Annotated in this window: 12 protein-coding genes, 1 tRNA gene and 1 other RNA gene; 5 read left to right on the top strand and 9 right to left on the bottom strand. The window is 38.4% G+C overall.

All coding sequences use genetic code 11. The features are described from left to right. The first annotated feature begins 12 nt into the window (after nt 1–12). Entirely contained in the window at nt 13–2,082 is a 2,070-nt protein-coding gene (locus tag ACY2LT_RS05625; protein WP_491814408.1) for an insulinase family protein, read from the top strand. Nucleotides 2,083–2,154: 72 nt separating this feature from the next. Here the strand turns inward: ACY2LT_RS05625 and greA are convergent, their stop codons facing one another. From greA to ACY2LT_RS05595, 6 genes are all read right to left on the bottom strand, one after another. Further along, the gene (greA, locus tag ACY2LT_RS05620; RefSeq protein WP_491814407.1) at nt 2,155–2,628 is read right to left on the bottom strand and encodes a transcription elongation factor GreA; all 474 of its coding nucleotides are present in this window, start codon (nt 2,626–2,628) and stop codon (nt 2,155–2,157) included. A 35-nt stretch (nt 2,629–2,663) separates the two neighbouring features. Continuing rightward, nucleotides 2,664–3,875, bottom strand: a complete 1,212-nt coding sequence (locus ACY2LT_RS05615; protein ID WP_491814406.1) for a bifunctional 3,4-dihydroxy-2-butanone-4-phosphate synthase/GTP cyclohydrolase II — start codon at nt 3,873–3,875, stop codon at nt 2,664–2,666. 72 nt (nt 3,876–3,947) lie between these two features. After that, the gene (yajC, locus tag ACY2LT_RS05610; protein ID WP_491814405.1) at nt 3,948–4,265 is read right to left on the bottom strand and encodes a preprotein translocase subunit YajC; all 318 of its coding nucleotides are present in this window, start codon (nt 4,263–4,265) and stop codon (nt 3,948–3,950) included. A gap of 53 nt (nt 4,266–4,318) precedes the next feature. Then, nucleotides 4,319–5,443 (bottom strand): tRNA guanosine(34) transglycosylase Tgt, encoded by a 1,125-nt coding sequence (gene tgt / locus ACY2LT_RS05605; protein WP_491814404.1) that lies wholly within the window; start codon nt 5,441–5,443, stop codon nt 4,319–4,321. A 13-nt stretch (nt 5,444–5,456) separates the two neighbouring features. Further along, the gene (gene serS / locus ACY2LT_RS05600; protein ID WP_491814402.1) at nt 5,457–6,719 is read right to left on the bottom strand and encodes a serine--tRNA ligase; all 1,263 of its coding nucleotides are present in this window, start codon (nt 6,717–6,719) and stop codon (nt 5,457–5,459) included. A gap of 68 nt (nt 6,720–6,787) precedes the next feature. After that, the gene (locus ACY2LT_RS05595; protein ID WP_491814401.1) at nt 6,788–9,379 is read right to left on the bottom strand and encodes a DUF5916 domain-containing protein; all 2,592 of its coding nucleotides are present in this window, start codon (nt 9,377–9,379) and stop codon (nt 6,788–6,790) included. Nucleotides 9,380–9,646: 267 nt separating this feature from the next. On the opposite strand from ACY2LT_RS05595, the gene ACY2LT_RS05590 reads away from it, so the two are divergent. Next, entirely contained in the window at nt 9,647–10,252 is a 606-nt protein-coding gene (locus tag ACY2LT_RS05590) for a CAP family protein (RefSeq protein ID WP_491814400.1), read from the top strand. 325 nt (nt 10,253–10,577) lie between these two features. Here the strand turns inward: ACY2LT_RS05590 and ACY2LT_RS05585 are convergent, their stop codons facing one another. From ACY2LT_RS05585 to ACY2LT_RS05575, 3 genes are all read right to left on the bottom strand, one after another. Continuing rightward, on the bottom strand, nt 10,578–11,201 hold the full coding sequence (locus ACY2LT_RS05585; protein WP_491814399.1) for a hypothetical protein: 624 nt from the start codon (nt 11,199–11,201) through the stop codon (nt 10,578–10,580). Between the two features lie 173 nt (nt 11,202–11,374). Then, nucleotides 11,375–11,448 (bottom strand) — tRNA-Met (locus tag ACY2LT_RS05580). A gap of 51 nt (nt 11,449–11,499) precedes the next feature. Then, nucleotides 11,500–12,114: a bifunctional nuclease family protein gene (locus tag ACY2LT_RS05575; protein WP_491814397.1), complete on the bottom strand. Its 615-nt coding sequence runs from the start codon at nt 12,112–12,114 to the stop codon at nt 11,500–11,502. Nucleotides 12,115–12,312: 198 nt separating this feature from the next. Here ACY2LT_RS05575 and ACY2LT_RS05570 point away from each other — a divergent pair, with 198 nt between their 5' ends. The 3 genes from ACY2LT_RS05570 to rnpB all read left to right on the top strand — a co-directional run bounded on the left by ACY2LT_RS05570 (nt 12,313) and on the right by rnpB (nt 14,909). After that, on the top strand, nt 12,313–13,125 hold the full coding sequence (locus ACY2LT_RS05570) for an enoyl-ACP reductase FabI (protein ID WP_491814396.1): 813 nt from the start codon (nt 12,313–12,315) through the stop codon (nt 13,123–13,125). 44 nt (nt 13,126–13,169) lie between these two features. Next, on the top strand, nt 13,170–14,312 hold the full coding sequence (locus tag ACY2LT_RS05565; protein ID WP_491814395.1) for an acyl-CoA dehydrogenase family protein: 1,143 nt from the start codon (nt 13,170–13,172) through the stop codon (nt 14,310–14,312). 180 nt (nt 14,313–14,492) lie between these two features. Then, an RNA gene (rnpB, locus tag ACY2LT_RS05560) (RNase P RNA component class A) lies at nt 14,493–14,909 on the top strand. The last annotated feature ends 13 nt before the right edge of the window (nt 14,910–14,922 follow it).

The following is a 14,922-nucleotide window of genomic DNA, read 5'->3' as shown; positions in this document are numbered from 1 at the left end:
AGGAGATGAGAAATGAAAAAAATATTTGGATTATTAATATTATTAAGTGTTATTATGATTAATCTAAATGCGCAGATAGATAGAAGCGTTCGTCCGGAACCTCTTCCGGAAAAAGAGTTTCAGTTCCCGAATCATACCACTCACAAACTTAAAAATGGTCTTCGTGTCTTTATCATCGAAGATAAAGAGCAACCCACAGTTGCTTTCCGTTTACTTATCCCCGGTGGCACTTCTATGGACAACAATTTGCCCGGCACTGCTGAACTCACTGCTGGTCTGCTTACCAAAGGTGCCGGCAAAATGAATGCCCTCGATATTGCTAAAACAATTGACGGTATCGGTGCTTCTATCTCTGCTCGTGCCAATGGTGATGCTATCATTGTTTCTGCCTCTGGATTGAAAAAGCACACCAAAACTATTCTTGATGTCTTCAAAAACGTTGTTGTCAAGCCTACTTTCCCGAAAGATGAACTGGAAAAGCTTACCGAACAAATGATTGCCGGCTTGCAATACGAAAAATCTCAGCCAGAGCAAATTGGGCAAACCCTTGCTCGCAAAGTTATCTATGGCGATTCCCATCCATACGCTCTCAAAGCAAACGAAAACTCTCTACAAAAAATCAGTGTAAAAGAAGTGCAAAATTTCTATAATACTTATTTCATTCCTAACAACGCTACTCTTGCTGTTATTGGCGATGTCTCTGAAAAAGAAATTATTCCCGCACTCGAAAAAGCTTTCGCTGACTGGAAGCAAGGCAATGCACCTAAAATCAATATCCCGGAACCAAAACCTCAGCCTTTAGGTATTTATTTTGTTCAACGTCCAGCTTCCGAACAAACTACCTTGATTGTTACAAATCTTGCTCTGCCTTATAAACACAGTGATTATATTACGCTCGATTTGGCTTCTAAAATTATCGGTTCGGGCTTTGGTGGTCGGTTGTTCCGCACTTTACGCGAAAAATATTCCTTTACTTATACTCCCTGGGGATACCTAACTACTTCCAAATTCATCAACCGTTTTGCTTGCGGTGCTGATGTCAATAGTGAAAAAACCGATTCTTCCATAAATGTAATTTTCGAGCAACTTAGCTCTCTTGCAGAACAAGGTCCAACAGATGATGAACTCAATAGAATGAAACGCTTTGTTATCGGACAATATAAACTATCTTTCGAAAATTCCGATTTCGTTGCTTCTCTGATTCAGGAAGCTGACTTTATGGGTATCTCGCTCGAACAGTACAAAAATTATACAAAAATTTTGGAAGAAATTACCTCAAACAATATCAGATATGTTGCCAACCAGTATTTAAATCCGCAAAAATCCCGAATTATTGCCGTTGGCGACCCATCTATTCGCCCAATGCTGGAAAAATTTGGCACTGTTTTCGACTATAATATTGATTTAGAGCCGCTTTCCGGTCCAAATGCAAAACTCGATGAAGTATCCTTGTCCCCAAAAGACCTTATGGAACGTCATCGCCGCGCTCTTGGTGGTGATGCAATCAGTAATGTTCAATCAATCAAAAAAATTGCAAAGTCTAAAATTAATCTGGGCGGTCAGTCCATCGAAGGAGAAATTACACAATTTATTAAATCACCTAACAAAATGTATATGAAACTTGATATGCAAATGATGCAACAAGAAATTTGGATTGATGGCAATCAGGGCTATGTAAACGCATTTAGTGAAACTTCAAAACTCGAAGGAATGATGCTTGAACAATTGACCTTCGAGGCTACTCCGTTTGCCACCTGCAAACTGCTTGATATGGGATACAAAGTCGAAATCAAAGGCAAGAAAAACGGTGAAATTATTGCTGTTGCTACTTCTCCAAACAACGTACAATCTACTTATTACTTCGACGAAAACACTTATTTAATTAATAAATACGAAACTATTGAACAAGGACCTCAAGGACCAACACCACTAACTGTTAAATTCTCTAATTGGACTACTGTAGATGGTGTTAAGTTCCCAGCCCGTGTCGAAAATTTATCTTCAATCATTACAATGATTAATGATTATAATTTTGAACTTAATGTTCCATTCGATGATGAACTCTTCAAACCAAACAAATAATATGCTTGTTAAAAGTAAAAGAGGCTGTCTCAATAAAGGCAGCCTCTTTTTTTAAAAAATATTTCCAAAAGATTATTTAGATATTGATAATATTTCGAATCTATTGACGCCGGCTGGAACTTTTACTTCAACAATTTCACCAACCTTTTTGCCCATCATTGCTTTGCCAAGCGGTGAGTTTACTGCAATCTTGTTTTGCTCAAAATCAGCTTCCTCGGCACTTACAAGTTTGTAAGTAACAGTTGCGCCAGTGGCAAGATTTTTCATAGTAACATTAGAAAGAATATACACTTTGTCGTCTGGAAATTCCTCTGCTTTGATTACTTGCGCCTTGGCAAGTATCTGACTTAATTTTGCAATTCGCAGTTCTAACAGTGCTTGTTCGTCTTTTGCGGCATCATAGTCCGAGTTCTCAGACAAATCTCCGTGAGAACGTGCCTCTGCAATTTTCTCAGCAATTTCCTTTCGTTTATGGATTTGCAAGTAGCGAAGTTCTTCTTCGATCTCTTGCATCCTTTCCTTTGTTAGATAAATAGTTTCCGACATTTTTTCACCTTTATTATTAATGAATTATTTCCTTTCTATCTTATCTTGTGAAGAATATGTCCCATCTTTTCTTTTTTAGTTTTCAAGTAGTTATAATTTATTTCATTCGGTTCAATTTCAATAGGAACAAGCTCGACAACCTCTATTCCATAACTTTCCAAGCCAACACGTTTTTTGGGGTTATTTGTAATCAGCTTCATTTTGGTAACGCCTAAATTGCGTAATATTTGAGCACCAATCCCATAATCTCTTGCGTCTGGCGGAAATCCAAGCTGTAAATTGGCTTCCTCAGTATCAAATCCCATTTCCTGCAATGCGTAAGCACGTATCTTATTTACCAACCCAATATTTCTTCCTTCCTGCCTCATATATAGCACAACTCCTTTGCCCGCATTCTCTATCAGTTTCATCGAATAATGCAATTGCGGACCACAATCACAACGCAAAGAACCAAATACATCACCCGTCAGACATTCAGAATGCACCCGTACCAGTACCGGTTCATCTTGCTCCCAGCTTCCTTTCACCAACGCAACGTGTTCTTTCCTGTCATAAACATTTTCGAAGGCAAACATTTCAAATTCGCCATATTCAGTTGGCAGATACGCTTTCGCGACGCAATGAACTAAACTTTCGCTTTTTAATCTGTATGCAATCAGATCTTTTACAGTTATAATTTTTAAGTTATGTTTCTTTGCAAATCCCATTAGCTGAGGCATTCGTGCCATTGTTCCATCGTCGTTGATAATCTCGCATATTACCCCGCAAGGTTTCAACCCTGCCAATCTCATCAGATCAACAGATGCCTCCGTATGTCCTGCACGTCGCAAAACTCCTTCCTTCACTGCAATTAACGGGAAAATATGTCCCGGGCGTAGCAAATCTTGCGGCTTTGTCCGGGCGTCTGCCAAAGCTCTGATTGTTGCTGCCCTATCGAAAGACGAAATTCCTGTTGTTGTGCCGTGAGCATAATCCACCGATACAGTGAATTTAGTCGAATGTATCGCTGAATTATCTCTTACCATTACATCAAGCTCCAACTCAGCGGCTCGCTCTTCTGTAATAGATACACAAATCAGCCCACGTCCGTAATTGGACATAAAAGTAACAGTTTCAGGAGTGCAAAGCTCCGATGCTGCAACAAGGTCGCCCTCGTTTTCTCGGTCCTCGTCGTCGGCAACAATTACCATTTTGCCGTTTGCGAGGTCCTCCAATGCTTCTTCGATTGTATTAATTTTGTATTCCATATTTTTTATATAGATAAAAAAATAAATCTTTCATCTACTATGATGAAAGATTTAAATATTAATAATTATAATTTACAGTTTTGCTGTAATTGCGTGTTTTTCAATTTTAATTTTTGTATTTTCAGCAATTTGTAATACTATTGTTTTATCATCTATTTCAGTGATTGTCCCGTGTATTCCGGCAGATGTAACAACTTTATCGCCTTTTTTCAGATTTGCAAGCATATTCTGATGTTCTTTCTGACGCTTTGTCTGTGGGCGTATCATAAAGAAATACATAATTAAAATCATAAATACAAAAAATATAATTGTCGGAAGAAAACTTCCTGCTCCACCTTGCTGTCCACCCGGTGGAGGTGCAAACATTAGCAAATTTGCCAATTCTAACATACTTCAGCCTTATTTTGAATAGTGAATAATTACTTTTTAAAAATGTAATATAATTATTTTTTTTCTAAATAACTACTTAAAAATTCTTTTTTCCATTGACGAAATTCCCCCGTAAGTATTTTTTCCCGGGCGGTTCGCACTAACCATAAATAAAACCGTATATTCTGCCGTGTCGCCAAAATTAATCCTAATATTTCTTTTGAAATAAATAGATGACGCAGGTAACCGAGAGTATAATTTTCATTGTCGCTGAAATACGGATCTATCGGTTCGTCCGAATATTTATACTGCTGATTCCTGATATTGATTTTACCTTGTGTCGTGAAAAGTTGTCCATTTCTTGCGTTCCGGGTTGGAAGAACACAATCAAACATATCTACTCCGCGTTCTATTGCTTCAAGTATGTTCTCTGGTGTCCCAACTCCCATTAAATATCGCGGTTTTTCCTTCGGTAGTATATCTGTTGTTAAATCTGTAAGCTCATACATCAGTTCAGTCGGTTCTCCTACAGACAGTCCACCAATCGAAAACCCATCAAAATCGTGCTGAGTTACTCTTTCAGCATATTCCTTTCTCAGATTTGAAAACATTCCGCCTTGACAAATTGCAAACTGGAATTGTCTGTGCTCCCACATTTGTGGTATTGATTTGAAATTTTCGCGACTTTCCACAGCCCAACGATACGAAAGTTCCATCGAACGCCTTGTGTATTGTTCGTCTGCTCCGTAAGGAACGCATTCATCAAGCACCATCATCACATCAGAACCTAATATCTTTTGAATTTCAACTACTTTCCTTGCCGAAAAAAAATGCCGTGAACCATCAATATGAGAACGAAACTCAACTCCTTCGTCCGAAATCCTGCGCAAATCCTGCAAAGAAAATACCTGATAGCCTCCGCTATCGGTTAATATGGCTCTGTTCCAACGTATGAACTTATGCAATCCGCCAAAATGCTTCATTACATCCATTCCCGGACGCAAATACAGGTGGTATGTATTCCCAAGAATTATTTTAGCGTCTAATTCGAGTAGATTTCTCTGCTCCAATGCTTTCACAGTGCCTTGTGTGCCAACCGGCATAAATATTGGCGTGGGTATATCTCCATTGTCTGTATGCAAAATACCGACGCGAGCTTTTGTCTCGGCGTCGGTTTTTATTAATTCAAAAAAACTCATATCTGTTTATTAATTAAATAACATCAAATCCACAGAACGGACGCAATACTTCCGGAACAAGCACGTGCCCGTCTTCTTGCAAATAGTTTTCAAGTATTGCTACCATTATTCGCGATGTTGCCAAACCGCTTCCGTTCAATGTATGAACAAATTCAGGTTTCGAATCCGGTGTCCTCTTGAATCGAATTTGTGCTCTTCGTGCCTGAAAATCTTCGAAATTCGAACAACTCGAAACTTCTAACCATTTTTCTTCACCGGATGCCCACGCTTCCAGATCGTATGTTTTTGCACTTGAGAAACTTGTGTCGCCCGAACAAAGCAAAATAACACGATAGGGGAGACCTAATGCTTTAAGTATTGCCTCTGCTTCGCCTACCAATCCTTCTAATCTGTCGTATGAGTCCTCTGGCTTTGTGAAATTTACCATTTCAACTTTATTGAACTGATGAACTCGTAAAAATCCGCGTGTTTCCTTGCCGTAACTCCCGGCTTCCCGACGAAAACAAGGTGAATATCCGGCATATTTTATTGGTAAATCTTCGCCACGCAAAATTTCGTTATTATGGTAATTTGTTATTGGCACTTCCGCTGTCGGTATCAGAAAAATGTCGTCAGCCGCATCGTGATACATATCTTCTGCCATTTTGGGAAGTTGTCCGGTCCCAAACATTGAATTGCGATTTACAACAAATGGTGGCATAAGTTCTGTGTAACCGTGATTCTCAATATGATAATTAATCATAAAATTAATCAATGCCCTTTCTAATTTAGCTCCTTTGCCAACGTAAAAAGCAAATCCTCCGCCTGTAACTTTTGCTCCACGCTCAAAATCTATTATACCCAGATCCTTTGCTATTTGCAAATGATCCTTCTTGATTTTTTGCTGTTTGAGCTCGCCCCAAGTGCGAACAACTTTGTTTTCATCTGCACTTTTCCCAACCGGAACGCTCTCGTGAAGCATATTCGGTATTCTTATAAGAACTTGCTGTATTGCCTCTTCTATGTTGCGAAGTTCATCATCGAGCTCTTTTATCTTGTCGGAAACAACTCTCATTTCTTCAATTTTATCGTCGGCAGGTTGTTTTTGTTTTTTCAACTCAGCTATTTCTTTCGATACAACGTTCCGTAAATTTTTTAGCCTCTCGACTTCCTGAATAATTGAACGTCTCTTCTCATCAAGTCTTGGTATTTCTGTAACGTCTGCACTTTCATTTTTATTAATAATATTTTGCCTGACAAGCTCAATATTATCGCGAACGAATTTTAAATCTAACATAGTTTTCTAATTTTTGTTAAACAATTAATACAAAATTATATAATTTTTCTTACTTAATTATTTTTTTATTAAACATTTGCAAACCAGTACGAAATTTTCATCATAAACGAATGGCGGGCTTTTCTTCCTAATAAATCTGAAAAATCGTCTAACATTATTTTTTGATATTTGTCATATCTTGAGTCGTTTACCTGCCAAACTAAATATAACTGAGAACCCGGCAAAAATTCCCACCTTATTACCACACTCGAACGAAACGACTTGAAATAAAAATCCTGCTTTCCAATATTAAATTCATCATTTCCATCTGCAATTTTATAATAATTTTCGTTTTCTTCTATTGATGTCCCTGAATATTTTCCATACACTTTTAATGCGTAATTTTTTCTGTTCAATGCTTCTCCAAAAGATAAATATTTCCCGTTTGTGAAATACGGAGCAAAATACGATTCAAATGTGAAATCAGGAGAAATAGCATAATTTATTCTCAATGATGTCGAAAAAGTTTTTTGCCTGATTTCTCCAAATATATATCGTTTGTTATAAGTCTCAGGATTATTATTATCACGGGAACCTAAATATATTTTTGGGTCAATTTCCTGTGAATATGAAAAATCAATACTTATTTTGCTTCTATCAAAATTATGGAATAAATAAGTGCTTATGCTCGAATATTTTGTGTTGTCGAGTGCCCAGGAATAATTATAATCCACACTGTATTGCATTGGCTTGGACCAATCACTGCTTATACTGCCATAGAGATTATATGATGGAGCTAATGCCACCATCATACCACCTCGTGTTTTGGTATCACTAAAATAATGCGGCAGGTAATAAAAACCACCTTCAATAGAATATTTATTCAAAAATGTTACTCCATACGACATTCCAATCGTATTTTGTATTTGTTCATAATCCCAATTCATTACGTAACTTGAATAAGCATTTAAGTAATATGAATATAGATAATCGCTTGGCTTATTTTCCCGGTATGTAATTCCAAAGTAAAATTTGTGTTCGTCTGCGTGTTGCAGTTTGCCAAAATCGTTAAAGTTCAGCCCAGGAGTTTCCGTATAGTATTCAGCAGTCCAAATCCAATGTTCTCCTGCAATTTTCTTAAATCCAACTCTTCCTAATAATCCGGTTAGCCAGTTAGCATTAGTATCCACAGATAAATGCTTTGCATCGGGTCTTTGAAAATTTTGCGTAATGCTCGTCTGAATAATAGTAATTCTTTCTTTTGTGCCATTTATTGCCGAAAATCCAAGATTCCCATAAAATGAATAAGTTTTGTCGAACAAAAATATATTCCAGTCTATTCCACCCGAATATGCAGCATCATTATAATATTTGTGCAAATAGTCCTCGCTGTTTTGACGGTTCACAGCTGTCAAAATAGCACCGAAAAAAGACCCCGATTCATCCAATTCTTTCTGAGCCCTCACTACACTATATAAAGAATATGGCGATACAATCTGTTGCGTTTTTTTGTGCAATACTGTATCATAGTCTTTCCCGTATTCTTTATCGACAAATGCCGTCAATGCCGCATAAGACCATCCATCAGATGAACGTCCGGTGATTTTTGCAGCACCAAGTATTGTTGAAAACAGGGGATTTCTCGCATATTGTGAATACAATCTGTATGCAGGTGGCTCGCCTATTCTCCTCGAATAATAATAATCAACATTTGTTTTTCTGAATAATTGGTTTCCTTCAATAAAAAATGGTCTTTTCTCATCGTAATAAACTTCAAATTCTGATAAATTTACTACCGAAGGGTCTGCCTCCACCTGTCCGAAATCCGGGTTAATCGTTGCATCAAGCGTAACATTCGGTCCAAACCCCATTTTAAAATCTACCCCGACTGATTTTCTCCAGTCCCATTCATTAAAATATGGATGATTGCTTGATATATTGGGGTTCTTCTCTAATGTTGTGCTTACATATGGCAATAACTCAATTCTGCGTGTTTTGCGTATGCCTTCAATTCCGACAAGTTTTCCAAAACGCGATGCCCACCCGGATTGATTCTTTGGTATCATCACCCAATAGGCGTCTTCTTGTGTCGTCGGCGTATATTGGTTGACGTTCAAACCAAAAACAAGTGTATCGGCATTCGGAAATCTCAACTGACTAAAAGGTATCGCATATTCTGCTGTCCAGCCAAGACTGTCAATATTTGTCCGTGCTTCCCATACAGGATTGTAGTTGTAATCCCGGTCTCCTTCGCTGTCTGTTGCGTGAAAGTAATCTGCTCTAACTCCTGTTGCTGTAACTGCAAAGCTAACAGCCGTTTGCTTATTATTATATGTATCTAATATTATTATTATCCTTTCTGAATTGCTCATATTATCTCTTCTTGAAACGTACGCCTGTATTTTTTCAGGATTTTTTCTTTCCATTCGCGCCCCGATATACAAATAATCCTCGTCGTAAAGAAATCTTACTTCTATTTTCTCACTTGGCGAGCCACCTTCAACTGGATCTTTTGTTGTAAAATCAGAAATTGGAATTGCTTGTCGCCAGTCTTTTTCCAGCAACTTGCCATCTATGTGAATGTTACTTTCTCTTTTCTTTGCAACAGCCACTTTTTCTGCCGAAAATGTATTTTGACCCGATACTATCAAACATATAAATATTATACAAAAAAATATCATAGAAACTCTTTCTTTATAAATAAATCCCTACATTAACGCAAAAATACAGAAAAAAGTTACCATCAACTTAGTTTTTTTTATTGTGTTAATTTTCATTTTTTTTTGTACAAATAATTAATTTTATTTATAATTAACTGTCTTTCTGGAAAAGAATTTATGTAACAAAATAAAAATTAATTCGTTAAATTTGTCAAGATACGTAACCAAGTTTAAATATTACTAATAATATAGTTCTTTTTCCAATCTTTTATTTTTTCAGGGGGTCTTATGAAACAAGTAGTTGTTTTACTTATTTGTTTATTCTTTTTTAGTTCGGCTCTTGAAGCCAACCAAAAGATCAAATTAAAAGACATTATTAACGACATCAAAAAAGAGCTTACGAAATCAAACAAAAAGAAAGATAAGAAACCTAATACTACTATTGAAAGCCCACAACAGAACGATATGGAAAGCCAAACATATTCTTTAAATGATGACATTATTGAATTTTTGAATATTCATAATAAAGAACGAGCTCTATTCAACATTCCACCACTCGAATGGAGCCAAGAATTAGCAAAAGATGCTGAAAAATGGGCTAAAATCATTCACGACAAAAATGTATTGCAACACGCAAGCAACTTAGATCAAGGTGAAAATCTGTTCTGGGGATCTTGTCATAGTTTTACTATGGCTGACGCTGCAAATTCCTGGCTTTCAGAAAAACGGTATTTAAAAAGTAATTACTATGAACCCAAGGCTGGTCATTACACACAAATGATTTGGAGAAAAACTCAAAAAATTGGTGCTGCAATCGTCAAAGGTAAAAACGGTACTTTTGTCGTTGCTCGATATTTCCCGGCTGGCAATTATATTGGAGAACCTATAAAATAGTATTCGGTGTATTAAAAATGTAATATTGTTACTATTGCCAAATAATTAACGACAATTACTATCATAAAATCAGTAAAATGATCTTCAGAATTGTTGAAATTGAGTTTGATTTATTAGATGAAAATTATAGTTTAATGTGAAAAATTCGAAGATAAATAATCGAGATTAAAACTTGTCTTGATTTTAAATGTTAGGTTATCAAATTTTTAATACATCAATTATTAGTAGTGATATAAAGTTCAAAAAACAAAAAACCGCAACCCAGAAATTGAGTTGCGGTTATTTTAAAAAAAGAATTTTGCATAATTATAATAGTAGAAATCAATTAAATTTTCATTCTTAAACCAACTTTTATTGGGAAGAAAGCCGTGCTACTTCCTTCAGTAAATCCAATATGATAATTACCTTCAAGGAAAATACTTGAATTCCCTATTGGGAATTGAAATCCTGCCCCTAAAAGTAATGAAAACGCAAGTTCTGATGAACCTTCAAGGACATCAACATCTCCCATATATGCAATTTTTATATCATTTGTAGAAATATTGAAAAAACCTAATCCTCCAACTATATATGGAGCTATATTACTTGCATCAGAAGTTAATAATATTTTGGCATTCCCCATAATAGTAAGTATAGAGGCAGCCCCCCCTGAAATTGATACTCCAGTGTTACTCAATCCATTTGATTTTAATACTCCATCTTCATCAATTCCAAACGATGAATAATCAATAGATCCAGATAATGTAGTATTTTTGCTAATAGAAAAACCAACTCCTCCACCTACATTAAAACCCATTTTCCAATAATCTGAAAATACTTCAGGTTTAGATGGAATGGCTGCTCCTGCATTAAAGAACACTTCTTTCGTTGACTGTGCATTCGTTTGATAAACAGCAACAAGTAAAGTAAATACAATAAACGATACAAAAAGGTGTTTTGGATACTTCATAAATCCCCCGAGATATTAAATGAATGTTAAAAATTATTGTAAATGATAACATAATGTAGGATCGAAAATTCTACATCTAAATACAAATTAAAAAAAAAAATAAAAAAAACAAAAATATTTCATCTTTATTCATACAAAAAAATCCCGGAAACTTTTTTCCAGGATTTTGCTTGTACCGGGAGAGGGATTTGAACCCCCGACACACGGATTATGATTCCGTTGCTCTAACCACCTGAGCTACCCCGGCTCAAACTTGGACTACAAAATTAATTATTCTTCTCGTAATAAACAAATAATTTTACGAACTTTCTAACATTTTTTTCAACTCATCCCGTATTCTTGCCGCCGTCTCGTAATCTTCATCCCTTATCGCTTTTTCTAATTGCTCCTGCAATATATCAATCCGGCTTTTTGGTTGCTGTGGAGTTTGGGGTTGTTGCATCTTCTCGGACTTCTTCAGCATCTCGAACTCATCATAATCTTCGTCTGCAACTTCTTCTTTTTCTTCTCCTTGCGGAGCCACTCCTGTTTCTTGCAATACTTCTGCATTTACATATATCGGGCATCCTACTCTTACCGCTATCGCTATCGCATCGCTCGGTCGTGCATCTATCTCTATACCCAAATCTTCAAATACCAGCTTTGCATAAAAAGTTCCCTCGATTATATCCGATATTACTACTTCCGTCAAAGTCGCGCCCATCTGGTCCAGAATATTCTTAATCAAATCGTGCGTCATCGGTCGCGGTGGGGTTACTCCTTCCATTTCGAGTGCTATTGCTTGCGCCTCGAATGCTCCTATGATTATCGGCAATCGACGCTCTCCATCTACCTCCTTCAATATTAATGCGTATGCATTGCTTGCCGCCGGCGATGCTGATAATCCCAATACTACTAATTGAACCTTTTCCATTTTCATCCTTGTTTAGCGTTGTTCTTAATTAAATTGACACAATTATTTAACAATTATTGTTATTAAGCTTGCAAAAATATAAATTTTCATTCTTTCTTCGAACTACCTTGTTCTTTCATTTTGTTTTTTTTATCTAAAAATTTCGTAATTTTATATTTCTAAATAATTTAAATTGCCAATATTTTTTTGGAGAAGAAAATGGTCGACAGAGAATTATATGCAATTATATTAGGTGTTTCGAGTGGTTTCGGTCGTGCTTGTGCTATCGAACTCGCTCGAATCGGCTACAACATCTATGGTGTTCACCTCGATACCGGTTCCAACAAAGAAAAAGCTGAAGAGTTTCGTCGCAGCCTCGAACATCTCAATATCAAAGCTAAATTTTTTAACGTTAATGCTGCCGATGATGCTAAACGAAAAGAAGTTATCGAAGCTATCAAGCAAGACAAAGAAAATAACCCCAACCACGTCCTTCGCGTTCTCATCCATTCGCTTGCTTTCGGTGCTATCGGTCCTTTCTTTTCGGAAAATCCCGGCGAAATGCTCAACAAACGCCAAATCGAAATGACTATGGACGTTATGGCTAATAGCCTTATTTACTGGACACAGGATTTATTCAAAGCAAAACTTCTTGCCGAAAATTCACGTGTTTTCGGGCTCACCAGTATCGGCTCCCAACGTGCTATGGCTAACTATGGCGCCGTTTCTGCTGCCAAAGCTGCTCTCGAAGCTTATGTTCGCCAGATTGCTGTCGAACTCGCTCCTTACAAAATCACTGCCAATGCTATTCTTGCCGGGCTTACCGATACCCCTGCTGCTCAAAAAATTCCCGGCTTTGCCAAAATGCTCCAGCACGCTAAGCAACATAACCCGTTTAACCGTAACACCGTCCCCGAAGATGTTGCTCAAGCTATTTCCTTGCTGATCGATGAAAAATTCTACTGGATTACCGGGCAAACTATCGGTGTCGATGGCGGTGAAAATATTCTTAACTTTATCGAAACTACCTGATTCTGTGATAACGTTCTTTATTTATTCATAATTGAAGGAATTCTATGTTTGAATTAGTCTTTACTGAAGAACAAAAAATGCTTCGCGATATGGTTCGCGACTTTGCTAATAACGAGTTGAAACCTATCGCCGCTAAAATTGACGAAGAAGAAGCAATCCCTGAGGAAATTATTAGAAAAATTGCCGAACTCGGGCTACTCGGCGCTCCATTCCCGGTCGAATATGGTGGCAGCGGCTTCGGCGAAATGGGATATTGTATCATCCAGGAAGAAATCGGACGCGCTTGCCTCTCCACTGCTACTATGATTGGTGCTCACGTCTCTATCGGCACAAACGCAATCTATATCGGCGGCAGTGAAGAAGTCAGACAAAAATACGTCGTTCCTTGTGCCCAGGGCGAAAAAATTGCGGCTTTCGCTCTCACCGAATCCAAAGCCGGCTCCGACGCTTTCGATGTTAGCACCCGCGCCGAACGCGACGGTGACCACTGGATACTAAACGGCGAAAAAATGTGGATTACCAACGGTCCTTTCGCCGATGTCTTCTCGGTGTTTGCTCGCACCAATCGCGGTATTACAGCTTTCGTTGTCGAAAAAGGTATGCCCGGCTTCTCTGCTGGCGCTCCCGAAAAGAAAATGGGTATTCGCGGTAGCAAAACTTCCACTCTCACTTTCGATAATGTCCGCGTTCCCCACGAAAATATGATTGGCGACGAAGGTCGCGGCTTCCTTATCGCTATGAAAACTCTCGACGCCGGTCGCCTCGGGCTGGGTGCCGCTTGCCTTGGCGCTTGCAAAGAATTGCTCGAAATGTCTGTCCGCTATGCCAAAGAAAGAAAGCAATTCAACGAGCCTATCGCCAACTTCCAGGCTATCCAGTTTATGATTGCTGAAATGGCTACTCTTATCTATCAGGTCGAATCTCTTGTCTATCGCACTGCTACTCTCTACGACAAAGGCACTATGCTTTCACGCCAATCGGCTATGGTTAAATTGGTTGCCAGCGAAGCCCTCGATAAATGCGCCGATTACGCTATGCAAATCCACGGCGGTATGGGTTATTCCCGCGAACTCCCTATCGAACGCTTCTACCGCGATTCGCGTATCAACCGCATCTTCGAAGGCACTACCGAAGTCCAGAAATTGGTTATCGCCCGCGACGTTATCAAACGTAACGGCGTTGTGTAATATATTTGCTTTCTGATTTGCGAGGTTGCCCCCCGATCGGGCAACCTCTTTTTTTGTAACTTATCCATTATAAATAATCTTACCCGGATTTTCTTCTCATTTCTTATTTTAATTTTTTTTCTATTTCTCAATTTTATATTTTAGTAAAATTGAAAATTTGTTTGTTCGTCAAAATATTTGCAGGGTCGGCGGGCAACCGCATTTGCCCCCGGGCAAATGAGGAAAGTCCGAACTCCATAGAGCAGTGCGCTTCGTAACACGAAGGCAGCAAGCCCACAACGGGCAAGCTGACGGAAAGTGCAACAGAAAGCAAACCGCCCGGCTCGCTTGCGTTCCGGGTAAGGGTGAAACGGTGGGGTAAGAGCCCACCAGCAGCGGAGGCAACTCCGTTGGCTCGGCAAACCCCGCACGGAGCAAGACCAAATATGAATATGCTCGCCCTCGCCGGCGACCGGGTTGCTCGCCCGGGTGCCATTAAGCCGCATATTCGGGTGGGTCGCTCGAGGGGAATGGCGACATTCCTCCCAGATAAATGGTTGCCTCCGGGCTCTTTCGCGGGCTCGCAGACAGAATTCGGCTTATAGCCGGCTCTGCCAATTTTATTTTATTT

Source organism: Eximiradius proteiniborus (assembly GCF_058546985.1).
Note: the sequence above shows the minus strand (reverse complement) of the source record. Positions and strands in the feature narration are given on the sequence as shown.